This window comes from Methylonatrum kenyense (genome assembly GCF_023195885.1).
In the GTDB taxonomy this organism is placed as follows: Bacteria; Pseudomonadota; Gammaproteobacteria; order Nitrococcales; family Aquisalimonadaceae; genus Methylonatrum; species Methylonatrum kenyense.
In genome coordinates this window covers 61,369-84,019 of the sequence record NZ_JALPKO010000001.1, presented here as the reverse complement: position 1 = coordinate 84,019, position 22,651 = coordinate 61,369, and the positions used below count along the sequence as shown (strand labels likewise).

The following is a 22,651-nucleotide window of genomic DNA, read 5'->3' as shown; positions in this document are numbered from 1 at the left end:
TTTTGATGAAGCACGATGAAGTGAAGACCTCCTACGGCGAGACCTTGCAGGGCTCCGAGGATCTGCAGACCGACGCCTGCTGCACGCCGGACGCGATGCCGCTTTTCGTGCGCAGGGTCTTGTCCGGGATCCACCCGGAAGTGCTGAGCCGCTACTACGGCTGCGGCCTGGTGGTCCCCGAGGTGCTCGAGGGTGCGCGAATCCTGGACCTCGGCTGCGGCTCGGGCCGCGACTGCTATGCGCTGTCGAAGCTTGTCGGCGAGCACGGCGAAGTCGTCGGCGTCGACATGACCGAGGAACAGCTCGCGGTGGCCCGCCGGCATGTCGACCATCACACCGAGGCCTACGGCTATGCGCGGCCCAATGTCGCGTTCCACCAGGGCTATATCGAGCGCCTCGATGAACTCGGGCTGGAGCCGCAGAGTTTCGACCTGGTGATCTCGAATTGCGTGCTGAACCTGTCGCCGGACAAGGCCCGGGTGCTGGAGCAGGTGCATGGCCTGCTCAAGCCCGGCGGCGAGATGTACTTCTCCGATGTCTATGCCGACCGCCGCATCCCGGCCCAGTTGACCAGTGACCCGGTGCTCTACGGCGAGTGCCTGAGTGGTGCGCTGTACTGGAACGATTTCCTGAGCCTGGCGAAGCGCGCCGGCTTCGGCGATCCGCGCCTGGTCGAGGATCGACCGCTGGCGATCGGCAATCCGGCGATCGAGGAAAAGACCGGCCCGATCCGGTTCTTCTCGGCCACCTATCGCCTGTTCCGCATCGACGGCCTGGAGCCGGCCTGCGAGGACTACGGCCAGGCGGTGATCTACCGCGGTACGATCCCGGAGCAGCCGCACGGCTTCCGGCTGGACAAGCACCACTGGATCGATGCCGGCCGGGTGTTTCCGGTCTGCGGCAATACCTGGCGCATGCTGCGCGAGAGCCGGCTGGCGCCGCACTTCGACTTCGTCGGCGATGGTGCCACCCATTACGGCATCTTCACCGGCTGCGGCACGACGCTGCCGTTCGACGACGACTACGGCGATGATCGAAGCAGCTCCGGTTGCTGCTGAGGCCTGATAACGGTCTGCCGGCCGGTTTTGGCCCCTGGCAGCGTTGCGCCACCGGCCCGGTAGCTACGGCTACCGAACCGGCACCCCGCCTTGCCAGATGACCGAAACCGGTCTGCGGCGCAGGTGCGGGAATAACTCAGTGTTTCCTTAAGTAATTTCCCCAATTTCTGCGCCGCGTCCGGCGTGCTCAACTGGCGACTCACAACAAGCCGTGAGGAGAACTGCCATGTTGACCCGTCTCGTTTCCATCGCTGCCCTGAGCCTGGCTTTCGCGATGCCCGCGTTCGCCGAATCCGCATTCAAGCCGTTCGACAAGGCCACCTTTGAGGAGGCGCGCGACGGCGGTGGTCCGGTGCTGGTCGAGATCTGGGCCGAATGGTGTTCAACTTGCGCCCGGCAGTCGCCGATCCTGGAATCGCTGCTCAGCGACGACGAGTTCGCCGATTACACCGCGCTGAAGCTGAACTGGGACGAACAGGAAGACCAGGCCCGCGAGATGGGCGCGCCGCGCCAGAGCACCCTGTTCGTCTACAGCGGTGGCGAGCGCCAGGAAATGTCGGTCGCCGAGACCGATGAGGACAAGTTGCGCGAGTTGCTGCGCAAGGGACTCTGAGCGCGATGTTTCCCCTTGACCTGAGTGTGCTGCAACTGGGCTCGGCCTTCCTGGCCGGGCTCTTCACCACCTTGTCGCCCTGTGTGTTGCCGCTGCTGCCGATCATCGCGGCGGCGGCCACCGGGCGGCACCGGCTCGGCCTGCTCGGCCTGGCCGCCGGCCTGGTCGTGGCCTTTACCACGGTCGGCGTCACGGTCTCGGCTAGCGGCCACCTGTTGGGGGTCAGCGAGTCGGCGCTGCGAACCACCGCCGGCGTCTTCATGCTGGCCTTCGGTGCCATATTGCTGAGCAGTCATCTGCAGGCCGGTTTTTCCCGGCTGACTGCGGGGCTTGGTGCCGCGGGCCAGGGGGGCATCTCACGCATCCAGTCCGATCATCCGGCGGCCCAGTTCGGTATCGGCCTGTTGCTGGGGGTTGCCTGGAGCCCGTGCATCGGTCCGACTCTGGGCGCGGCCATCGGCATCGCCTCGACCGGCTCCGGTATTCCCGAGGCAACCGTGATTATGGGCACGTTCAGCCTGGCTGCAGTGGTACCGCTCGCGGCGGTCGGATTTGCCTCGCGCAAGGCCTTCATGAACAACCGCGAACGCATGGCCAGGGTAGGGCAGATTGGTCGTTGGATCATGGGCCTGTCGCTGCTTGCCATCGGTCTGTTCGTGCTCAGCGGCCTCGACAAGACGCTGGAGGCATGGCTGCTGACCCAGACGCCGGACTGGCTGATCAATCTGACCACCCGCTTCTGAGGCCGCACTCCCGGGTTTTCCCCGATCGGTTCCGTGACGCTCACGACGGAACCCACCTTCGCCCTCTGCCTCCCCCAAGGTAGAGGGTGTTTTCTTGAAATCCTGCCGGTTGAGAGCTGCGCTTCATAACGGGACGCGGAGGTTGTCTGCGTGATGCGAATCCGCAACACTGCGGCCGTTATCAGGTAATCGGGGGAGCAGTATGAAGGCCGACGACTTGCGTGCCGTGCAGGCACCGTTGAAATCGCGCTACCAGGAGGATCCGGAGGCGGCGCGGATCACGCTGTCGGCGGAAAGCCGCGCCGGGGAGGGCGTGACCTGCAGCCTGGATACGACCCAGGGGCCGCTCACCGCCGGGCTGCATCCGGCCACCGGTGGCGACGGCATGAGCCTGTGCAGTGGTGACATGCTGCTCGAAGCGCTGGTGGCCTGTGCCGGGGTGACGCTGAATGCGGTGGCGACGGCACTTGAAATACCCCTGCGGGAAGCCACGGTGCGTGCCGAAGGGGATCTGGATTTTCGCGGTACACTCGGACTGGCTCGGGAGGCGCCTGTCGGGTTCGAGGCGATCCGGCTGCAGTTCCGGCTTGATACCGATGCCGATGACGAGCAGGTGGCAACCCTGCTGAAGCTGACCGAACGCTACTGCGTCGTGTTCCAGACCCTGAAACAGACACCCGAACTGCAAGTCGAGCGGGCATGATCCGCTGGCGTTGGAATGGTGCCCCGCTATTCCTCGTCGGGCAGATGCGCTATAAAGGAGGCGACCTTCACGGCCGGAACCACCCCCCCATGACATATTGTCTTTCCGCCCTGGTCGATGCCGGCATCGTGTTCGCGTCCGATTCGCGCACCCATGCCGGCGTCGACCATGTCAGCACCTACAGCAAGATGCACACCTTCGCCTGGGACGGAGAGCGGGTGCTGGTGCTTTTGTCGGCCGGCAATCTGGGAACGACCCAGGCGGTGTTGCGCCAGATCGATCTGGACCTGGCGGACGAGGGCGCCGAGGATCTTCGCAGCCTGCCGCACCTGCATCAGGTTGCCGAGTACATCGGCCGTCTGAGTTTGAACGTGCAGCAGGGTTTGAACAGTGGCATGCAGCAGGGTGTCTCGTTCGAGGCAACGTTCATTCTCGGTGGACAGCGTCAGGACCAGGCGCCGGAGATGTACCTGATCTATCCGCAGGGCAACTACATCACCTCGTCGCCGGAACAGCCGTTTTTCCAGATTGGCGAGACCAAGTACGGCAAGCCGATTCTCGATCGGATCGTGCAGCCCTCATTGAGTCTGGAGAGCGCCGCCCGCTGCGCGCTGGTCTCCATTGACTCGACCATGCGCAGCAATCTGTCGGTGGGCCCACCCATCGACCTGCTGCTCTACACGCGTGACTCGCTGCGCATCGACCGGCGGCTGCGGTTGAAGACCAGCTCCCCGTATTTCCAGTCGGTACGCAAGCAGTGGGCCGCCGGGCTCAAACGCCTGTTCGAGGATTTGCCCCCGTTTGAGTGGGAGCGGGAGACGGGCCAGTTGAGCCTGGATACGTCTGCAACGGGACCTGCCGCTCCAACAGGGCGTGAATGAACTCCAGTTTCTCAATCACCGGATCCGAATATACGAAGGGGTAAAGGGTCGGCATGCCGAGGCTGCCGCCGAGGGCGTTGATCATCAGCGAAAGCTCCCGCCACGTTTCCAGTCGAGCGTTCAGGTTATCCGGCAGGGCGGCTATCAGGTCGTAGTCAACGGCCGTTTCAAGCGTGTCGTCGATCAGCAGGTAGTGGGCCCAGGTTTCCGCCCAGTCCTCCCAGGGATGTGCCGCGGCATAGGCACTGATGACATGGTGCGGCCAGTCCATGCCGCCGCCGGCGTAATGGCGGGCTATTGCGTCAGCGTAATCGGCGCGCTCGTCACCGAATAAGTCGCGAAAGGCCGAGAGTTCGTGGCCATTCGTCGCGATCAGGCGGTCCCAGTAGAAATGCCCGCTCTCGTGCCGAAAGTGGCCGAGCAACGTGCGGTAGGGCTCGCCGAGACGCTTGCGCATGGTCTCGCGGTAGGCAGAGTCCGCCTCGCGCACGTTGATCGTGATCAGTCCGCCGGCATGACCGGTCAGCACTTGCTGGTTATCGTCGTCCTCCATGAAGGCGAAGCCCAGGCCGTCCTTTTGCTGGCTCCGCGGTGTCAACGGCAGGCCCAGTGTCATCAATTGATAAAGCAGATGGCGCTTGGCCGTTTCCAGTCGTTGCCAGTGCAGATGGTTCTCCGGCTGGCTCAGATCTGGAATGATCTCGTTCAACCGACAGGCCTCGCAGAACGGCTCCGGGTCCGCCTCCGGAATCATCCAGTTGCAGACGCGATCACGGACGTAATGCAGGCACATTCGATAGTGCCGGCCATCGACGCTGTACAGACCATCGCCCACCGGTTCCAGAGAACGCACCGCCTGTTGCTGCGGCACGAAACCGACGGTACGGCCACAGCGCAGACACGCGCTGTTCTCGAAGTAGAGGGTATTGCCGCACTGGCAGGAAAAGCGGCGCATGGGTGGCCGTTCAGGCCTGCCCGGTGCCGGCTGTGGCCGGAGCCGAGGCGTGTGCCCAGCTATCGTGATTGAAGCGGAAATAGCTGTCGGTGATCGCCTCGTGCAGGGTATTCAGTTCCTGCTGGAACAGGTCGACGAAGCGGCGCACGCTGTCCAGATTGTTCGCGTCCAGGTGTTCACGATCCAGCTGTTCGCTGATTTCCCGCAGTCGACGTAAGGGTTTCTCGGCCCGAGGGAGACGCGCCAGGCTGGCGTTGATCCGCCCGAGGCAGAAGCTGCAGGCGCGCGGGAACTTCTCGCCGCGCAGCAGGAAATGCACCACGGCCTGGCCGTTGATCCGGACCTGTACCTCGTGCCGGTACATCTCGTAGGCAGACAGCGAGTGCAGCACGCTCATCCAGCCGAGGTTGGAATACACATCGGCGGCATCGCGCGGCAGCAGATTGGCGCTGCGCACGTCGACAATGCGACTGGTCATATCGGCGCGCTCCAGGGCCTGGCCCAGCGTCATGAAACTGTACGGCGTATTCCTGCTCAGGGTGCCGCGCACGATACCCTCCACCTGCTGGCAGCGGGCGATGGTCTGATGCAGGAATTCGTGACGGGCGCTGCGGCTGCGGATCGACGGCAGGCTCTCGCCGACAAAATAATGCAGCTCGTTGATCCCCTCCCACAGCTCGGCCGGAATGATGTCCCGACAGGTTCGCGCATTTTCCCGCGCCTTCCGCACCGCCGACGCCAGTGAATTAGGGAACCGTGGCTCCTTCAGCAGGAACTGGATCACGTCGCGTTCGCTGGTTTCCAGTTCGAGATCCCGAAACGCCTCGTTGGCGCCGAGGATGTCGACCAGCGTGCCCCAGGACAGCGGCGTTTCCCTGGGCAGATCGAACAGCATCTGGCTTGAGGTCGCCACCAGCCTCGCAGCACCCTCGGCGCGTTCCAGGTACCGCGCCATCCAGTAGACGTTTTCGGCGACACGCGACAACATCAGGCGGTCTCCTCATCAATGATCCAGGTGTCCTTGCTGCCGCCACCCTGCGACGAATTGACCACCAGCGAGCCACGGCGCAATGCGACCCGGCTCAGGCCGCCGGTGGTCACATGCATGTTCTCGGCCTGCAAAACGAACGGGCGCAGGTCGACATGCCTCGGTTGTAGTCGGTTCTTGATCAGGGTCGGCACTGTCGACAGCATCAGGGTGGGTTGCGCGATGTAATTGCGTGGTTGCTGCCGGATCAGCTTCGCGAACTGCCGCCGGGTGGCCGCGCTGGCCTTGGGTCCGACCATGATGCCGTAGCCGCCGGATTCGTTGGCGGGCTTGACCACCAGCTTGTCCAGGTTGTCCAGCACGTAGGCGCGCTGTTCCGGGTCCATGCACAGATAGGTCGGGACGTTCGGCAGGATCGGTTCCTCGTTCAGGTAGTACCGAATAAAATCGGGGACGAAGGCGTAGACCACCTTGTCGTCGGCGACGCCCGCGCCGGGTGCATTGGCAATCGCAACCTTGCCCGCCCGCCAGGCCCGCAGAATGCCCGGTACACCCAGGGTCGAATCCTCGCGGAACACTTCGGGATCGAGGAACTCGTCATCGATCCGCCGGTACACCACATGCACCCGCTGCGGCCCGAACACGGTCTTCTTGTAGACACAGTTGTCCTCGCCGACGAACAGATCCTGACCTTCCACGAGATCCGCACCCATCTGGCGGGCCAGATAGCTGTGCTCGAAGTAGGCACTGTTGTAGATGCCCGGGGTGAGGACGGCGACAGAGGGACGCGGTGCATCCTCCGGTGCCAGGGATAGCAGCGTGTCGAGCAGCAGGCTTGGATAATCGTTGACCGGCAGGATGTTCTGGTTCTGAAACAGCTCCGGGAAGACGCGCTTCATCACATGCCGGTTTTCCAGCATGTACGAGACGCCGGACGGTACCCGCAGGTTGTCTTCCAGCACATAGATTGTGCCGTCGCCGTCACGCACCAGATCGGTGCCGCAGATGTGCGCCCATGTTTCAAAAGGGGGCGAGATACCACGGCACTGGGGTCGGAAGTTCTTCGAGTCGGCCAGGATCGAGGCCGGCAGGGCACCATCCTTGATGATGTTCTGATCGTGGTAGCAGTCGTGGATGAAGCAGTTCAGTGCGCGCAAGCGTTGCTTCAGTCCGGCACTGACCTGGTCCCACTCCCGCTTCGGAATGATCCGGGGTACCGGATCGAAGGGCCAGGCGCGATCGATGTTCTCGCCATCGCTGTAGACGGTGAAGGTGATGCCCATTGTGCGTATGGCTGCATCCACCGCATTGGTACGGCGTTTCAGTTCCCGCGGCGACATGTCCTGCAGGTAGTGCAGCAGGTGCGCGGCAACCGGTCGTGGTTGGTCCGCCTCGTCCAGCAACTCGTCGAAAAACTCCTTGGTGCCAGCCTGTTCCGGAGATTTGCTCATCTTGGTGCCCGTCTCGCAGTCGCGTTAGGTAATTGATTGCAAAAGCCGGACCATGGCTCAGTCAGCGGACAGCTGTTCGCCCTGTCCGCGCAGCACCCGGCCCTGCGTGTCACTCTCCAGCGGAATCAGTTGGCCACGCAGCTCGCCATCAGGAAAATCGCGGCTGACGATTTTCAGGTGTAGTTCGCCGTCGCGCAGTTGCTGCGCCTCGGTGAGGCTCAGTCGGAACCGGCCGTGAAAGATGCCGCTCTCGCTCTCCGGTCCGGTTTCGGCCGCCAGTCCGTACAGCGGTGTGCCCGCTTCACCGTGTCCGCCCTCCTGAAGCAGGATGCCCGGATTGTCCGGGCTATCCGTCATGTCCCGTAGCGGCGAGGACAGGCCCTGGAAACTGCCGTGTACCGACAATGTCCGATCATGCAGCAGCGCAGTGACCTGGGCGCTGGCGGCGGTGTCCGCCGGAGCCGATGCGACATTCGCGCCGAGCAATACGGCGTGATAAGTCTTCGGGTCCGTTGCAGTGTTCGCCATACCCGGCGCCAGTGTGATTAGCAGCAGCGCAAGCCGGAAACCGTGTCGTCGCATCAGTGTCTTTCCGCCAATCGCATTGTTGAAATAATAGGATACCGTCATGCCCCAGACCCTGCCGCCGGGCCGATTTACCGAGACCTATCTGGACTACCAGGCCCTGACTGCGCAACTGCAGCAATGGGCTGATACCTATCCGGACGTGGTGCGGCTGGAGAGCCTGACCCGGACGCCAGAGGGCCGTGACGTCTGGCTCCTGGTTGTCGGTCCGGACCCGGATCGACAACGGCCCGGCGTCTGGATCGATGGCAATATGCACGGTGCCGAACTGGCGGGATCCAGCGTCGCGCTGGCAATCGCCGAGGCCGCCATCGATCTGCATCATCCGCCCGGACCACTGGATGCGGCGCTGCCGGCACACCTACTGGACTGGCTGACTGATGTGCTGTTCTATGTCTGCCCGCGTATATCACCGGATGGCGCGGAGCACGTGATCCGCACGGGCAGCTGCACCCGTTCCGCGCCACGCCGCGCTGCGCATGCGCAACGCGATCCCTACTGGGAGCCCGCGGACATCGACGGCACCGGCTGGTGCCGTATGCTCCGGATCGAGGACCCCGCCGGCGATTTCGTGGCCGCCGCCGACCGGCCCGGCTTGATGCTGCCGCGTACCATCGACGATCCGCCGCCGTATTACCGCCTGTATCCCGAGGGCCTGATCGAAAACTGGGATGGCGAAACCCTGCCGCAGTCCAGTGGCCTTGCCGGAGTCACTGACTTCAACCGCAACTTTCCCTGGAGCTGGCAGCCGGAGCCGGAGCAGGTCGGTGCCGGGGATTTTCCGGGGTCCGAACCCGAAACCCGGGCGGTGATCGATTACGCGGTGCGGCACCCGAATCTCTACGCCTGGCTCAACCTGCATACCTTTGGCGGGGTTTTCATCCGGCCCAGAATCGATGTGCCGGATACCCGCATGGATCAGGCCGACCTGGCGCTCTACCGCCAGCTGGAAGCCTGGGGTGAGGAGACCATCGGTTATCCGACGGTCAGCGGTTTCGAACAATTTACCTACGAGCCGGAAAAGCCACTGCACGGCGACCTGGTGGAATTCGCCTACCACCAGCGCGGTTGCCTGGCCGAGGTCTGTGAACTCTGGGATTTGTTCCGGACACTGGATCGACCACTGGCCAAACGCTTCGTCGAGAACTATTCGGCCCTTGGCCGTGATGACATGCTCCGCCTGGCCAGCTGGGATGCGGATCATAACGGCGGACGCCTGTTCCGGGACTGGCGGACCGCCGAGCACCCCCAGCTTGGTCCGGTGGAGGTCGGTGGCGTCAATCCGCTGATCGGGGTCTGGAATCCGCCACTGGAAAGACTGGCCGGGATCTGTGAGCGGATGAGTGAATACTGGCTCCGCGTTGCCGCTATGCTGCCACGATTGGAACTGGCCGAGATCAGCATCGAGATGGTTACGCCGCAACTGAACCGAATTACGGTCCGCCTACGCAACCGTGGCTATCTGGCCACGGATGGTCTGAGCACCACCCGCGAGAGCCCGTGGAACGAGCCGATACGTGCCAGCCTGCAATGCGACGGTTGCCACCTGCCGCCGGGCGAGCACGCGCAAAGGACGCTGCCGAGCCTGGATGGCTGGGGCCGCGGGCAGGGCGTCTGGTCGCATATGCCCTGGCTTCAGCGCTCTCGCGGTAGCGGACATGAGGCAGTCCTGCGCTGGCTGGTTCGTGGAACCGGAAGTGTTCAACTGCAATGCGGCAACCCCCGGCTTGGGTGGCTCGTTAGACAATTGACCTTGCCACTGCAGTGAGTGTGCGCGGCGGGCTCGTTACACTTGGCCGAGCGCTATGCTCTTTGCACTGTGTACAATCTGGCCTCGGCTGCTACCGAGAGGAATGAAAGCGGTGAATCGATTTGCGTGTGGGCTTACAACCTTTTTTCTGCTGGTGGCCATGACCGTGATCTCGACGGCACAGGCCGACGACCGGCTGCGTGTCGTCGCCACCTTCAGCATCATCGGCGATTTTGTCGCTGAGGTGGCGGGTGACACCGTGGCCCTGCATGTGCTGACGCCGCCGGGTGCCGAGGTCCATGAATACGAACTGCGGCCACGGGATTTCATGGCCCTGGAGCGGGGCGACCTGGTGTTTGCCAACGGCTACGACCTGGAACAGTGGATGGGGCAGCTGGAGGCCACGGTGCGGTCCGGCACTGAAATCGTGCATCTGGCCGAGGCCAGTGGCGCCGAGACCCTGCCGATTGCCATCGGCGAGTTCGAAGGGGTTCCGGATCCGCACCTGTGGATGGACCCGTCGATTGCCGTGGGCTATGTGGAGGCAATCGCCGACGCGCTGGCGGAGCGCCTGCCCGACGATGCCGAGGCCATCCGCGCCAATGCCGATGTCTACATCGAGCAACTGGAAACACTGGAGCGCGAGATGCGCGAGGAACTCGAGGCGGTCCCCGAGGAGCGCCGGGTGCTCATCACCAGTGAAGCGGCGTTTCTGTACTTTGCCCGCGCCTTTGACTTCGATCATGACGGTATCTGGGGCACCAATGCCGAGTCGGAAGGCACACCAAGCCAGATCATGCGTATTCTCGATGTGATTGCCGAGCGGCAACCGTCCGCGGTGTTCTGGGAAAGCACGATTTCCAGTCGTTACGTGGAGGGTGTTGCCGAGGACACCGGGGTGGAGGTCGCCGGCCCCCTGTATGTGGACTCGGTTGGCGACGCCGAATCGGACGCGGATACCTATCTCCGAATGATGCGGCGCAATGCTGCGACCATCCGCAACGCGCTTGGCGATGATTAATCGCCCTGTCCCGGCCACGGACACCGGAGACGTTGCGGTCGCCATCCGCGACCTGACCGCGGCCTATGATCGCGAGCCGGTCCTTGCCGGCGTGGATCTGGACTTGCCGGCGGCCCGGTTGATTACCGTGCTCGGGCCCAACGGCGCCGGCAAGTCAACCTTGCTGCGGATCCTGGCCGGCACCCTGGCGCCGCTTCATGGCGAGATCCTGGTGCATGGTCAGCCGGTGGAGGCCGAACGCCGGAAAAGCCGGATCGCCTATATGCCGCAGCAGGAGCAACTCGACTGGGATTTCCCTCTGGCGGTGCGTGACGTGGTGCTTTCGGGGCGCTACGGGCATATCCGGCGGCAGGGCGGCTGGCGGCGTTTCCTGCCGCCATCGCTGATCCGGGGGGAGCATGAGGCGGCGGTGAAAAAGGCCCTGCAGGACACCGATATGCTGGAGCGCCAGCACGTCCCGATCGACCGGCTCTCCGGCGGTCAGCGCAAGCGCGTCCTGTTAGCACGGGCACTGGTACAGCAGGCGGATCTCCTGCTGCTGGATGAACCGCTGGCCGGGGTGGATAGCGCCAGCGAGGAACTGATCATGCGGGTCCTGCGCCGTACGCGCGATCAGGGTCATACCGTGTTGATGGTCACCCACGATGTCATGGGAGCGCGGAAAAGCGCGGATCATGTGGTGTTGATCAACCGCCAGGTGGTCGGTCAGGGGCCGCCGGATGCGATGCTCAGCGACGAGATGCTGGCTCGCGTGGCGACAATCAACTGGATCAAGCCGGTGGCGCGGGAACGGTCCCTGTCCAGCGTCGATGGTCCGGCAGCCTCGCCCCGGGAGCGCTGATGGAGCGGCTTCACGACATCGGTGTCGGCATCGTCGATGCCTTCATTGGCCTGATGATGGTCGGCGTCAACCTGTTGCCGGAGGCACTGGCCGAACCGTTCCAGTACGCCTTCATGCAGCGGGCCCTGCTTACCGCCCTGCTGGTCGGCGGCATGTGCGGCCTGCTGTCCAGCTACGTGATCCTGAAGCGTTGGTCCCTGCTCGGTGATGCCATCTCCCACGCCGTTCTGCCCGGGGTGGCGATTGCCTATCTGCTGAATTTCCCGTTTTTCATCGGTGCCCTGGTGACCGGCGCGCTGACATCGGTTGGTATCGGCGTTATCGAGCGGCATACGCGGATAAAGTCGGACGCGGCGATGGGCCTGATGTTCACTGCCGCATTCGCTCTGGGCATCGTCATCATCAGCCAGATCGCCACCTCCACCCACCTGATGCATATCCTGTTCGGCAATGTGCTGGGGGTGCGTTACCCAGCGCTGATGCTGACCCTCGCCGTCGGCCTGGTGTCGCTGCTGACGGTGGCGCTGTACTACAAGGAGCTGTTGCTCTACGTGTTCGACCCCGTACAGGCGCGTTCCCTGGGCCTGAATACGTCGGTCATTCATTACGGCCTGATCCTGTTGCTGACCGTGGTCATCGTGGCCAGCCTGGAGACCGTTGGCATCATCCTGGTCGTTGCGATGCTGATCACACCCGGAGCGACGGCCTATCTGCTGGTCAACAGCCTGGCGGCGATGATGTTGCTGGCAACGACGATAGGCATGCTGTCGGCGGTGATCGGACTGGTGCTGGCGGTTCGCCTTGATGTCGCCTCCGGTGGCGCCATTGTCCTGGTGGTTACCGGTTTCTTCTTGTTGGCGTTTCTGTTCGCACCACAGCGTGGCGTGGTGGCACGCTGGTTCCGCCGCCGCCGCATACCGATGGCAGGCTAGGCCATGTTCCCCGACGGCTTTCGCCGGCACAGCCATTGCGGTTCCGAGATCACGATTAACCTTCAGGAAGGCGGCAATGGCCCCCCGCTGTTGCTGCTGCACGGCTATCCGCAGAATCATGTCATGTGGCATCGGCTGGCGCCCTTGCTCCGCCAGCAGTTCCACCTGGTTTGCCCGGATCTGCGCGGCTACGGCGACAGTGACAAGCCTGAGGGTGGCCCCGATCACGCCGGTTATTCCAAGCGAGCCATGGCCCGGGACATGGTGGAGGTAATGCAGGCACTGGGCTACCAGCGGTTCGCGGTTGCCGGGCATGACCGCGGCGCCCGGGTGGCGCATCGGATGATGCTGGATTTCCCCGAGCGGGTCAGTCGCGGCTGCGTCATGGATATCGCGCCGACGCTCCACATGTTCGAAACCACCGACCAGACCTTCGCCACCGGCTACTATCACTGGTTTTTCCTGATCCAGCCGGATGGCCTGCCCGAACGGATGATCGGTGCCGACCCCGATTATTACCTGCAGCAGAAGCTGCAGCGGTGGAGTGCGCCCGGTGCCCGGTTCGACCCCGATGCCGTGGCCGATTATCTGCGCTGTTTTCGGGATCCCGCGACGATCCATGCCTCCTGCGAGGATTACCGGGCCGCAGCCGGAATCGATCTGACGCATGATCGCGCGGACCGGGGCCGCCGGCTTGAGCAGCCGTTACTGGTGCTCTGGGGCAAGCGTGGTTTCGTTCACCGTCAGTACGACGTGGCCGGGGTCTGGCGCGACTACGCCAGCGACATGCAGGCGGCCGCCCTGGACGCCGGTCATTTCCTGCCCGAGGAGGTGCCGGAAGCGGTGGCCGCGGAACTGCAGCGGTTTTTCGCGGCGCCCTGAAGCGGCGTCGGGCTAAGCTGGCGCCGGAGCGTTGACCCGGCGATCCGAGATCGGCAGGTGCAGCACCGTTGCGGCGATGCCGAGGCCGACGGCCAGCAACCAGACCATGTCGTAGCTGCCGGTCACGTCGAAGACCCGGCCACCCATCCAGGCACCGATGAAGCTGCCGATCTGGTGGTTCAGGAAGACGATGCCGAACAGTGTCGTCATGTAGCGCGGCCCGAAGATCTGCGCCACCAGACCGCTGGTCAGCGGGATGGTCCCAAGCCAGAGAAAGCCCATCAGGGCGCTGAATACCAGCGCCGTGGCAGGGCTGAGCGGCACGATCAGGAACGCGGCAATCACCACGACGCGGGCCGCGTACAGGCTGCTGAGCAGTCGCGGCTTGCGGATTCGGTCACCAAGCACGCCAAAGACAAATGATCCCAGGATATTGAACAGCCCGATCAGGGCCAGCGCGATCGCTGCCACGCGGCCGGACAGGCCCTCATCCTCAAGGTAGGCGGGGAGGTGCGTGGCAATGAACATCACGTGGAAGCCGCAGACGAAGAAGCCCGCGTTCAGCAACCAGTAACCGCGATGCTCGGCAGCCTGGCGCAGGGCCTGCGTCATGCTCTGCTCGGAGCGCAGCGGGGCCGGGCGATGGCCTGCCGCGGGAAAACCGATGGCCAGCAGCGCCAGTATGATGCCCAGGCCAGTCAGGCCGAGGAATGCGCCCTGCCAGCCCATCCCGTCCAGCAGGCCGTGGCTGATCGGCACCATTGCGAACATGCCGAAGGAGCCGGCCGCGGTCACGATACCGAAAGCGAAACCGCGACGGTTGTCCGGCACCACCTTGGCGACGGCCCCGAGTACCACCACGAATGTGGTTGCGCTGAGGCCGGCACCCACGAGGAAACCGAGGCTCAGGTTCAGCGCAACCGCCGTGGTTGCCAGGGTCGTGAGCGCGAGCCCCAGCGCGTACAGCGCACCCCCGGCACCGGCGACGAGGCGCGAACCGTAACGGTCGGCAAGCATGCCGACACCGGGCTGAACCAGGCCCCAGGCCAGGTTCTGAAGTGCGATGGCCAGCGCAAAGACTTCCCGGCTGCCGCCCAGGTCAGCACTGACTGCCGGCATGAAAATGCCGAATGACTGACGCATGCCCATGCTCAGCATGACCACCAGGCAGGCGCAGACCAGGGCAATCCAGACGGTGGTGCGGGTGTCGGTCACGGGGTCATCCAGGTGGTTGCGGACCAACGACGTTACGACGGGCCTCCGGTTGTGGCAATCGGCCTTTCCGCGCGCCTTGAAATCCGGCCACCGCGGACCAAGGTCATGAGCCACTACGGAACCCGATCCATGGAGACCTTCCAGCATGTCTGCAAAGCAGGATCCGCTTTTTCAGCCTTTCACCCTGGGCAAGCTGAAATTGCCGAATCGATTGATCATGGCGCCCTTGACCCGTTCCCGCGCTGCGCAGCCGGGGGACGTGCCGACGGACATGAATGCCGAGTACTACCGGCAGCGGGCGTCCGCCGGCCTGATTATCAGTGAGGCGACCCAAGTCTCGTCCCAGGGCAAGGGTTACGCTTTCACGCCCGGGATTCATAGCCCGGAACAGGTTGCCGGTTGGCGCCGGGTGACCGATGCCGTGCATCAGGCAGGCGGCCGGATCCATGCCCAGTTGTGGCATGTTGGCCGGATCTCGCGGCCGGAGCTGCAACCGGACGGTGCGCGTCCGGTGGCGCCGTCAGCGATCGCGCCGGAGGGCGCCCAGACCTTCATCAGTGCCGAATCGGGCATGGTCGACGTGGTCGAACCCCGGGCCCTGGAGATCGACGAGATGCCGGCCATCGTCGAGCAGTACCGGCAGGGCGCGCGCAACGCCAAGCAGGCCGGATTCGACGGTGTCGAGATCCACTGCGCCAACGGCTATCTGCTGGACCAGTTCATCCGCACGGGCAGCAACCGGCGTACGGACGCCTATGGCGGCAGCATCGAGAATCGGTTGCGCCTGCCGCTTGAAGTTCTGGATGCCGTGCTGGAAATCTGGTCGCCGGATCAGGTCGGGGTTCGGGTGAGCCCCACCGGCAGTTTCAACGACATGCGGGACGACGACCCCGTGGCCACCTTCGACGCCTTCGCACGTGCCGTCAACGAACGCGGCATTGCCTACATCGAGGTAGTGGAGGATTCCTTCCAGGGCAATCATGCGCAGGGACGGCCCGAGCCGGTGATCGACGCCATTCGCTCGGCGTTCCGCGGCGCCTATATCGGCAACGGTGCCTACACGCCCGACGAGGCCAGGCAGCGTCTCGGGAGCGGCCGCTGCGACCTGGTTTCCTTCGGCCGGCCGTTCATCGCCAACCCGGATTTGCCCGAACGGTTAGGGTGCGCCGCCGAGCTCAACGAGCCGGATTACGACACCTTCTATGGCGGCGACGAACGGGGATACACGGATTATCCCGTTCTCGAGCACGTCGGCGCCTGAATCCCTCCGGCCCGGTAGCCATGGCTACCGGGCCGGTGGCGCGCCTTGCCGAGTGTGCAACACCGGTGTCGGGCGCAGACGCGGGAACAGATCAGTGTTTCCCTGACGGCTTGATCTGGCTCAAGTGGCCGATCTGTCTGCCATGCTGTGATAGGTGAAAGTCGAACTCGACCAGAGGAACAGCAATGGCAACAATGATGAAAGCTGCAGTTTTCGTTGAACCGGGCCGGATCGAAATCGATGACAAGCCGGTTCCGGATGTGGGGCCCAACGATGCGCTGATTCGGGTCACGACCACCACGATCTGTGGCACCGATGTGCATATCCTGAAGGGTGAATACCCGGTCGAGAAGGGTCTGACCATCGGCCATGAGCCGGTTGGCGTGATCGAAAAACTTGGCTCTAGCGTGGTCGGATATCAGGAAGGCCAGCGAGTCATAGCCGGTGCCATCTGCCCCAGTTTCACGTCCTATGCCTGCCAGGATGGCTGCGCCGCCCAGGACGGGGGCCATGGCGGTCACGGCTACAAGCCGATGGGCGGCTGGCGGTTCGGCAACACCATTGACGGTGCGCAGGCCGAATACCTGCTTGTTCCCGATGCCCAGGCGAATCTTTCCCCGGTTCCGGACGGGCTGACGGACGAGCACGTGCTGATGTGCCCGGACATCATGTCCACCGGGTTTGCCGGCGCCGAGGCGGCCGGTATTCGCATCGGCGATTCGGTGGCGGTGTTTGCCCAGGGCCCGATTGGCCTCTGTGCAACCGCGGGCGCACGGCTGCGCGGGGCCGGCCTGGTCATCGCGGTGGATGGCATTGACGAACGCCTGCAGATGGCAAGCCAGATGGGTGCCGATGTGGTGCTCGACTTCCGCAAGGTGGATGTGGTTGACGAAATTCTCAAGCTGACCGGCGGCCGTGGTGTGGATGCCTCCATCGAGGCCCTGGGGCTGCAGAGTACCTTCGAATCGTCGCTGCGGGTGCTGAAGCCGGGTGGCACCCTGTCCAGCCTGGGCGTCTATTCCGACGACCTGAGCATTCCGCTGGGCGCCTTTGCCGCCGGCCTCGGCGATCACAAGATCGTTACCTCACTCTGCCCGGGCGGCAAGGAGCGCATGCGCCGGCTGATGCAAACCATCGACGCCGGTCGTATCGACCTGGGCCCGATGGTCACGCATCACTACGGTCTGGAAGACATCGTCGACGCCTACGATCTGTTTTCCCACCAGCGCGACGGCGTACTCAAGGTGGCCATTCGTCCCTGAACTCGCGGTACGCGACCCGGGCCGGCCGGTGCCCGGGGCGCATCGCCGCCAGACACGCCACGGTCGCCGTGTTCCGGGGGTTGCCGGCCGGCGAAGGTCAGTCCCGGCGAAGTCCGTGACGCAGCGGCACCAGACGACGTGCCGGCCTAATCACCAGCGACCAATTATCCGATGACCGGCGGGGAATAAATCAGTGTTTCCCCTAGAGTGGGGTGGTGAATCTAAGGCGGTCTGCTAGGGGTGGGCGTACCAGGAACCGAGCGGCTCTCGCACCTTTCTTTCCCTGAGAGGACTCGTGGCGGAAAAGAACAATCGGTTAATGGCCAGGTTGAAGCCGGCCGCTGCGGCCGGGTTTGTCGGGTTCAGCTATTTTCTGCTTGCCCATCTCGGCGTGGTGTATACCGTGACGCCGGAGGGTATTGCCATTGTCTGGCTGCCCAATGCCATGCTACTCGCGGTATTCCTGGTCAGTCCGAAGCAGTACTGGCCCGTCTTTGCCGGTGCCGCACTGCTGGCCGAAATCGTCGCAGACGTGCCGGCGTTCCCGCTTTGGGCCGCGCTGGCGTTCGGCCTGATCAACCTGTCCTCGGTCACCCTCGCCGCATTCCTCCTGCGGCGTTTCGTCGATCATCAGTTCAGTTTCCATCGCTTTCGGCATGGCCTGGCCTTTCTTCTAATCGGACCCTTGCTTGCCGCCTGCCTGGCAGGTTTGTTCGGTGCGCTGGTTTACCTGGGGCTTGGGCGCGCAGATACCAGCTATCTTGTCCTCTGGCGAACCTGGTGGTTCGGCGATGCGCTCGGCATGTTGTTGTTGACGCCACCGCTGGTGGTCATCGCCCGCCTGGGTCGGGCAACCTGGGGCTGGCCAGGATGGCCAGCCCTCGCCGAAACGGCTGCTGTGCTCGCCTTGATTCTGTTCATCACAAACCATGCGTTCCTGCCGGCGGCCGAGACAACGCACGGACACTTCCTGACTCCGGTGCTGGTGGTGCCGCTGTTGCTCTGGCTTGCCGGGCGGTATGGCTTGATAGTCACGTCGATTGGTGTCGGACTGGTCACCTTTCAGGCCATTCGGTTCCTTCGCGACGGCTTGCATCCCTTCCGCGAAGCCTCGCCGACCTTCGTTGTCTGGCAACTGCAGGAGTATCTGGCAGCAGTCGCGGTTGCTGCGGTTGGCCTGTCGCTGCTGGTGCGGGAACTGCGACGCCAACAGGGCCAGCTGGAAGAAAACGAGGCCGCGCTCCGGGCTCAGCGGAACGTGCTGGAAGAACGCGTCCGTGCGCGCACGCGGGACCTTCGCCGCGCAAACCGCGAACTGCATGAACTGAACAGCCGCCTTGCGAACTACGCCACCACCGACGAATTGACCGGTGTTCCGAACAGGCGCGCGTTTCGGGAACGTGCCTCACGTTATCTGGAGCGGGCTGCAACAAGCGGATCGCCGGTGACCCTGCTGATGCTGGACCTGGACCATTTCAAGAAGATCAACGACGGACACGGGCATGCGGCAGGTGACACCGTGCTGCGCGCGATCGTGCAACCCATGCGCGATGCCCTGCGGCCCGGTGACGTGCTCGCTCGCACCGGCGGCGAGGAGTTCGTCGTGTTGCTCGACGACACCAGTTTGTCCCAGGGCGTTGGTGTGGCGGAGCGCATAAGAGCGGGCATTGAGGAGCGGGAGGTGCATCACGAGGAGCAAGTCATTCGGCTGAGCGCCAGCTTTGACGTCGCGCAATGGAATGGCGCGGAATCCCTGAATGAGCTCCTTGATCGTGCGGATCAGGCGGTCTATCAGGCGAAAAACCGCGGCCGGAATCGCGTCGAGCATCTGCATGCAGAGGCAGACGAACCGACCTCCTGACCGTCTCGGACTTATCCGTTCGCTGCCGGTATGATAGGCACCTTCTTTTCGTGCGACCCCGCCGGGAATCTTGTCAGGCATGCATCCGTTTCGTCAGTTATCCGTTCTGGGCCTGCTGTTGGGGACCTTGTTCTTCGCTTTCTCCCTGACGCCCAGCCTCGTGCCACGCCCGTTTCATGTGCAGGGCATCCTGTCCGGCCTGTCCTTCGCCGCCGGCTACTGGCTCGGTTTCGCCGGCCGCTGGCTATGGTGCTATCTCGGTTTGCCCTTGCCCAGGCCGCGCCTGGAGTTGACGCTGAAGTGCATTGCGGCGGCGTTCTGCCTGGTCGTTGCAGGCCTGTTCCTGCGTCAGGCCTCCGAGTGGCAGAACTCGGTGCGGATGCTGATGGAAATGGACGAGGTTGGCGGTATCCGCCCGTTCAGCATCGGCCTGATTGCCCTGCTGGTGTTTGTCGTCCTGTTGCTGCTTGGCCGTTTGTTCCGCAAGACATTCATCGTCCTGTCCGACCGGCTCTCCCGGCACGTGCCGCACCGGGTGTCACTGGTTCTCGGTGTGGCGGCCTCGGTGGTCCTGTTCTGGTCGGTGATCGACGGCGTGATTTTCACGCTGGCGCTGCGTGCGGCGGACAACTCCTACCAGCAGCTCGACGTGCTGATGCAGGACGAGGTCGAACCGCCGGAGGATCCCACGGTTACCGGCGGCGCCGAGTCGCTGGTGAGCTGGGAAGCGCTTGGCGGCCGCGGCCGTCGCTTTGTCACCTCCGGTCCCCGTGCGGCGGAACTGAGCGACTTTTTCGGCGAGGAAATGCCCGCACCATTGCGGGTCTACGTGGGGCTGAACGCCGCCGAAACGCCGGAGGAGCGCGCTGAACTGGCATTGCAGGAATTCAAGCGGGTTGGCGGTTTCGATCGCTCGGTTATGATCCTGGCCACCCCCACCGGGCGCGGCTGGGTGGATCCAGCGGCGCTGGATACCGCCGAGTACCTGCACCGTGGTGATATCGCCACGGTGACCATGCAGTATTCCTATCTGCCCAGTCCGCTGTCGTTGATGGTGGAGGCGGACTATGGTGCCGAAAGTGCCCGAGCACTGTTCAAGGCCATCTACAATCACTGGTCTCGCCTGCCTGCCGATGAAAGGCCCCGGCTGTACCTGCACGGCCTGAGCCTGGGCGCCCTGAATTCCGATCGCTCGTTCGACGTTTACGACATCATTGATGATCCCTTCGATGGTGTTCTCTGGAGCGGGCCGCCGTTCCGCAGCGAAACCTGGTCCATGGTGACACGGGACCGCGACGCGGGGACGCCGGCCTGGTTGCCCACATTCCGCGATGGCGCCGTGGTCCGGTTCATGAATCAGTACGAGCGGCTGGACACAATGGAAGGCCGCTGGGGCGATTTCCGGATCGCGTTCCTGCAATACGCCAGCGATCCGGTGACCTTTTTCCAACCGTCGATGTTCTACCGGGAGCCGGCCTGGATGGAGTCGCCCCGCGGGCCGGACGTGTCACCGGAACTGCGTTGGTATCCGGTGGTGACCATGCTGCAACTGGTCGCGGATATCGCCGCGGGCAAGGCTCCGACGGGCTATGGTCACGAAATCGCCGCGCCGGACTATATCGATGCCTGGTTGGCGCTGACCGAGCCGGAGGGCTGGTCGGAATCGGACCTGGCGCGTCTGCGCGCCCGCTTCGATCACCGCCGGTGACGTTGAATCGGGCCTCCCATGCACTGGTTGGCCTCCCGCATGCATCGACCGGCCAGGCTAGCGGGGAAGCCCAAGATCATCTGCTGACTCCATGATCCGCAGGGCCCGGTGGCGTTCGGCACAGACTAGAATTCTGGAGCAGGACGAACCGAATCAGTCGTTGAAGGAGCATGGTGATGAAAATCGGCAAGTATTTGGTCGGCGCGTTGTTCGCAAGTGCCCTCGTGGCCGGCCCAGCCACCGCCTCGGCGGAGGACAATGGTGTCGGACAGGCGGTCAACGAGGCACGACTTGAAGGCCAGCTGGCGGCAACCTATGCGCTCAATGAGCACCTGTCCGTGTTTGATATTTCGGTGGACGTAGAAGGTGATACGGCCATTCTTTCGGGTACTGTGGAGGACGATGCACAGCGAGATCTGGCCGAGCAGATCGCGCGCGACGTGGACGGAATCGAGAATGTCGACAACCGGATCGAGGTCGACGGCGCAGAAGGCGAGGCGGCCGCGGAACGCGAGCGGATCGGCGAGCGCACCTTTCGCGATCGGGTCTCGGATTCCTCGCTGACGGCAACCATCAAATCCAAGCTGCTGTGGAACCGCAACACCAGCGGGCTCGATATCAGCGTCACCACCCGGGGAGGCAATGTGACCCTGACCGGTGATGTCGATTCCGAGACCAGCAAGAAAACCGCCGAGCGACTGGCGCGCGATACCGATGGCGTGCAGTCCGTGGATAACCAACTCGCGATCCGCGGTGAGGAGCCGGAAGACGACGAGGCGCGGGAGTTTGCCGATACCGTCTCCGACAGCTGGATCACCGCCAAGGCGCGTTCAACCCTGTCGTTTTCGCGGGATGTCGGTGCCAGCAGCATCTCCATCGAAACCCGAGACGGGGTGGTGCATCTGAGTGGTGACGTCAGCTCGGAGGACGAGAAGCGGCGGGCAGTGGCCCTGGTCAGTGACCTGCGCGGCGTACGTGCAGTCGAGGCTGACGATCTGGTGGTGCGTTAGGGAAACGCTGATTTATTTCCGCGCCTGAGCCCGAGACCGGTCTTGGTCATCTGGCAAGGCGCGGTGCCGGTTCGGTAGCCCTACTACCCAAGGCAAGCTGCTACTGTCCGGAGGCGTAGCGTGGGTCAAGCGAAGCGGACCCACGCGGTGTGATCTGTAGGCAGGACAACGTGGGTTTTCGGACAAGGAAGGCGTTCGGACGAACCAGGGCCTGGTTGGGCATCGGTGGCGGTAACCGAGAGCCCGTTGCCACGATCAGTGAATGATCAGCTCGTCGATCAGAACGATCTCGCAGGCGCCATCCCCGGTATCGGTGCGGCTGGTGGATGTCCGCCAGCTGCCGCCACGGTTATCCGAGACGTGTACCAGATGGCCGCGAACGGTGATTTCATCATCCTGCCGGACCCGTTTCAGGGCCCGCAGCGCATCATCGTTCCCGGCGATCATGTGCATATTGCTGCTGTGCCGGTCGATCTCCGACCGCGGGATCGGCAGCGAATCCGCGCGCCATGTGTACCAGCGCCCGCTTTGCGAAATGCGGATGTCCTGGAGTACCTCGTCCCGCGCCATCGGCCCCCAGCCGAGCGCCAGGTCCCGCGGCGACACCCGTGATTCCATGCCCAGGCGGTAGTTTCGCGCGCCCAGCACCCGGGCGCGGAGTTCGAAGGTGGCCTGGGGCGAGAACAGGTAGTCCGTGCCGCTGGCCGGATAACTGCGGTTGCGGTCGTTCAGGTTGGTTTGCTGCGGTTCGGCGTCAAGCCGGGGTAAGGGCCGTTCCGCCGAGAAGGGGTATTCGGCAGCAATCGGCGTTTCTATTACACCGGCCGGAGGCGCGATCGCGAAATGAAACGCAGTCCAGGCGACAACAGCGATCAAGGCCAGGCGGAAGTAGGGCATTGTCAGTCCGTTTCACCTTGCGCCGTGTTTCCCA

General features: G+C 63.8%; 21 protein-coding genes. 15 read left to right on the top strand and 6 right to left on the bottom strand.

The genetic code is table 11. The annotated features are described in order from the left end of the window. The first annotated feature begins 5 nt into the window (after positions 1-5). The 5 genes from M0534_RS00415 to M0534_RS00395 all read left to right on the top strand — a co-directional run bounded on the left by M0534_RS00415 (position 6) and on the right by M0534_RS00395 (position 3,998). Positions 6-1,058, top strand: coding sequence for a methyltransferase domain-containing protein (locus M0534_RS00415; RefSeq protein WP_248566433.1), 1,053 nt, complete (start codon positions 6-8; stop codon positions 1,056-1,058). A 226-nt stretch (positions 1,059-1,284) separates the two neighbouring features. Further along, on the top strand, positions 1,285-1,671 hold the full coding sequence (locus M0534_RS00410) for a thioredoxin family protein (RefSeq protein ID WP_248566432.1): 387 nt from the start codon (positions 1,285-1,287) through the stop codon (positions 1,669-1,671). Between the two features lie 5 nt (positions 1,672-1,676). Continuing rightward, on the top strand, positions 1,677-2,414 hold the full coding sequence (locus tag M0534_RS00405; protein ID WP_248566431.1) for a cytochrome c biogenesis CcdA family protein: 738 nt from the start codon (positions 1,677-1,679) through the stop codon (positions 2,412-2,414). Positions 2,415-2,616: 202 nt separating this feature from the next. Further along, on the top strand, positions 2,617-3,117 hold the full coding sequence (locus M0534_RS00400; protein WP_248566430.1) for an OsmC family protein: 501 nt from the start codon (positions 2,617-2,619) through the stop codon (positions 3,115-3,117). An 89-nt stretch (positions 3,118-3,206) separates the two neighbouring features. After that, positions 3,207-3,998 carry a proteasome-type protease gene (locus tag M0534_RS00395; RefSeq protein WP_248566429.1) on the top strand — a complete coding sequence of 264 codons (792 nt, stop codon included), beginning with the start codon at positions 3,207-3,209 and terminating at the stop codon, positions 3,996-3,998. On the opposite strand, the gene M0534_RS00390 is transcribed toward M0534_RS00395, so the two are convergent. From M0534_RS00390 to M0534_RS00375, 4 genes are read right to left on the bottom strand one after another with little or no spacing between them, the layout of a single operon-like run. Beyond that, positions 3,889-4,953 carry a zinc-binding metallopeptidase family protein gene (locus M0534_RS00390; protein WP_248566428.1) on the bottom strand — a complete coding sequence of 355 codons (1,065 nt, stop codon included), beginning with the start codon at positions 4,951-4,953 and terminating at the stop codon, positions 3,889-3,891. The two genes, M0534_RS00395 and M0534_RS00390, sit on opposite strands and share 110 nt — an antisense overlap. Before the next feature lie 10 nt (positions 4,954-4,963). After that, the gene (locus M0534_RS00385) at positions 4,964-5,941 is read right to left on the bottom strand and encodes an alpha-E domain-containing protein (RefSeq protein WP_248566427.1); all 978 of its coding nucleotides are present in this window, start codon (positions 5,939-5,941) and stop codon (positions 4,964-4,966) included. Next, on the bottom strand, positions 5,941-7,392 hold the full coding sequence (locus M0534_RS00380; protein WP_248566426.1) for a circularly permuted type 2 ATP-grasp protein: 1,452 nt from the start codon (positions 7,390-7,392) through the stop codon (positions 5,941-5,943). Before M0534_RS00380 ends, M0534_RS00385 begins: the two co-directional genes overlap by 1 nt. A 57-nt stretch (positions 7,393-7,449) precedes the next feature. After that, positions 7,450-8,022 (bottom strand): CHRD domain-containing protein, encoded by a 573-nt coding sequence (locus tag M0534_RS00375; RefSeq protein WP_248566425.1) that lies wholly within the window; start codon positions 8,020-8,022, stop codon positions 7,450-7,452. On the opposite strand from M0534_RS00375, the gene M0534_RS00370 reads away from it, so the two are divergent. From M0534_RS00370 to M0534_RS00350, 5 genes are all read left to right on the top strand, one after another. Further along, positions 8,021-9,745 (top strand): M14 family metallopeptidase, encoded by a 1,725-nt coding sequence (locus M0534_RS00370; RefSeq protein WP_248566424.1) that lies wholly within the window; start codon positions 8,021-8,023, stop codon positions 9,743-9,745. The two genes, M0534_RS00375 and M0534_RS00370, sit on opposite strands and share 2 nt — an antisense overlap. Before the next feature lie 85 nt (positions 9,746-9,830). After that, positions 9,831-10,748, top strand: a complete 918-nt coding sequence (locus tag M0534_RS00365; RefSeq protein WP_248566423.1) for a metal ABC transporter solute-binding protein, Zn/Mn family — start codon at positions 9,831-9,833, stop codon at positions 10,746-10,748. Further along, a complete protein-coding gene (locus M0534_RS00360; RefSeq protein ID WP_428348179.1) occupies positions 10,711-11,589 on the top strand; it encodes a metal ABC transporter ATP-binding protein in 879 nt (292 codons plus the stop codon). Before M0534_RS00365 ends, M0534_RS00360 begins: the two co-directional genes overlap by 38 nt. Beyond that, the gene (locus M0534_RS00355) at positions 11,589-12,521 is read left to right on the top strand and encodes a metal ABC transporter permease (protein ID WP_248566421.1); all 933 of its coding nucleotides are present in this window, start codon (positions 11,589-11,591) and stop codon (positions 12,519-12,521) included. The genes M0534_RS00360 and M0534_RS00355 overlap by 1 nt, the downstream gene beginning before the upstream one ends. Positions 12,522-12,524: 3 nt before the next feature. Then, on the top strand, positions 12,525-13,403 hold the full coding sequence (locus M0534_RS00350; RefSeq protein WP_248566420.1) for an alpha/beta fold hydrolase: 879 nt from the start codon (positions 12,525-12,527) through the stop codon (positions 13,401-13,403). A gap of 12 nt (positions 13,404-13,415) precedes the next feature. Here the strand turns inward: M0534_RS00350 and M0534_RS00345 are convergent, their stop codons facing one another. Further along, complete coding sequence (locus tag M0534_RS00345) at positions 13,416-14,618, bottom strand: MFS transporter (RefSeq protein WP_345894687.1); 1,203 nt, start codon at positions 14,616-14,618, stop codon at positions 13,416-13,418. Between the two features lie 145 nt (positions 14,619-14,763). Here M0534_RS00345 and M0534_RS00340 point away from each other — a divergent pair, with 145 nt between their 5' ends. The 5 genes from M0534_RS00340 to M0534_RS00320 all read left to right on the top strand — a co-directional run bounded on the left by M0534_RS00340 (position 14,764) and on the right by M0534_RS00320 (position 21,720). Then, positions 14,764-15,879 (top strand): alkene reductase, encoded by a 1,116-nt coding sequence (locus tag M0534_RS00340; protein ID WP_248566419.1) that lies wholly within the window; start codon positions 14,764-14,766, stop codon positions 15,877-15,879. A gap of 185 nt (positions 15,880-16,064) precedes the next feature. Next, complete coding sequence (locus tag M0534_RS00335) at positions 16,065-17,141, top strand: NAD(P)-dependent alcohol dehydrogenase (RefSeq protein WP_248566418.1); 1,077 nt, start codon at positions 16,065-16,067, stop codon at positions 17,139-17,141. A gap of 319 nt (positions 17,142-17,460) precedes the next feature. Next, positions 17,461-19,002, top strand: coding sequence for a GGDEF domain-containing protein (locus tag M0534_RS00330; RefSeq protein ID WP_248566417.1), 1,542 nt, complete (start codon positions 17,461-17,463; stop codon positions 19,000-19,002). A 79-nt stretch (positions 19,003-19,081) separates the two neighbouring features. After that, the gene (locus tag M0534_RS00325) at positions 19,082-20,710 is read left to right on the top strand and encodes an alpha/beta hydrolase (RefSeq protein ID WP_248566416.1); all 1,629 of its coding nucleotides are present in this window, start codon (positions 19,082-19,084) and stop codon (positions 20,708-20,710) included. 176 nt (positions 20,711-20,886) lie between these two features. After that, positions 20,887-21,720, top strand: a complete 834-nt coding sequence (locus M0534_RS00320; protein WP_248566415.1) for a BON domain-containing protein — start codon at positions 20,887-20,889, stop codon at positions 21,718-21,720. 255 nt (positions 21,721-21,975) lie between these two features. On the opposite strand, the gene M0534_RS00315 is transcribed toward M0534_RS00320, so the two are convergent. Then, entirely contained in the window at positions 21,976-22,617 is a 642-nt protein-coding gene (locus M0534_RS00315; protein WP_248566414.1) for a hypothetical protein, read from the bottom strand. Positions 22,618-22,651: the final 34 nt, after the last annotated feature.

Coding starts and splice junctions, on each gene's coding strand:
- M0534_RS00415 (WP_248566433.1), top strand. CDS start 6: ATGAAGCACGATGAAGTGAAGACCTCCTACGGCGAGACCTTGCAGGGC.
- M0534_RS00410 (WP_248566432.1), top strand. CDS start 1,285: ATGTTGACCCGTCTCGTTTCCATCGCTGCCCTGAGCCTGGCTTTCGCG.
- M0534_RS00405 (WP_248566431.1), top strand. CDS start 1,677: ATGTTTCCCCTTGACCTGAGTGTGCTGCAACTGGGCTCGGCCTTCCTG.
- M0534_RS00400 (WP_248566430.1), top strand. CDS start 2,617: ATGAAGGCCGACGACTTGCGTGCCGTGCAGGCACCGTTGAAATCGCGC.
- M0534_RS00395 (WP_248566429.1), top strand. CDS start 3,207: ATGACATATTGTCTTTCCGCCCTGGTCGATGCCGGCATCGTGTTCGCG.
- M0534_RS00390 (WP_248566428.1), bottom strand. CDS start 4,953: ATGCGCCGCTTTTCCTGCCAGTGCGGCAATACCCTCTACTTCGAGAAC.
- M0534_RS00385 (WP_248566427.1), bottom strand. CDS start 5,941: ATGTTGTCGCGTGTCGCCGAAAACGTCTACTGGATGGCGCGGTACCTG.
- M0534_RS00380 (WP_248566426.1), bottom strand. CDS start 7,392: ATGAGCAAATCTCCGGAACAGGCTGGCACCAAGGAGTTTTTCGACGAG.
- M0534_RS00370 (WP_248566424.1), top strand. CDS start 8,021: ATGCCCCAGACCCTGCCGCCGGGCCGATTTACCGAGACCTATCTGGAC.
- M0534_RS00375 (WP_248566425.1), bottom strand. CDS start 8,022: ATGACGGTATCCTATTATTTCAACAATGCGATTGGCGGAAAGACACTG.
- M0534_RS00365 (WP_248566423.1), top strand. CDS start 9,831: ATGAAAGCGGTGAATCGATTTGCGTGTGGGCTTACAACCTTTTTTCTG.
- M0534_RS00360 (WP_428348179.1), top strand. CDS start 10,711: ATGCTGCGACCATCCGCAACGCGCTTGGCGATGATTAATCGCCCTGTC.
- M0534_RS00355 (WP_248566421.1), top strand. CDS start 11,589: ATGGAGCGGCTTCACGACATCGGTGTCGGCATCGTCGATGCCTTCATT.
- M0534_RS00350 (WP_248566420.1), top strand. CDS start 12,525: ATGTTCCCCGACGGCTTTCGCCGGCACAGCCATTGCGGTTCCGAGATC.
- M0534_RS00340 (WP_248566419.1), top strand. CDS start 14,764: ATGTCTGCAAAGCAGGATCCGCTTTTTCAGCCTTTCACCCTGGGCAAG.
- M0534_RS00335 (WP_248566418.1), top strand. CDS start 16,065: ATGGCAACAATGATGAAAGCTGCAGTTTTCGTTGAACCGGGCCGGATC.
- M0534_RS00330 (WP_248566417.1), top strand. CDS start 17,461: ATGGCCAGGTTGAAGCCGGCCGCTGCGGCCGGGTTTGTCGGGTTCAGC.
- M0534_RS00325 (WP_248566416.1), top strand. CDS start 19,082: ATGCATCCGTTTCGTCAGTTATCCGTTCTGGGCCTGCTGTTGGGGACC.
- M0534_RS00320 (WP_248566415.1), top strand. CDS start 20,887: ATGAAAATCGGCAAGTATTTGGTCGGCGCGTTGTTCGCAAGTGCCCTC.
- M0534_RS00315 (WP_248566414.1), bottom strand. CDS start 22,617: ATGCCCTACTTCCGCCTGGCCTTGATCGCTGTTGTCGCCTGGACTGCG.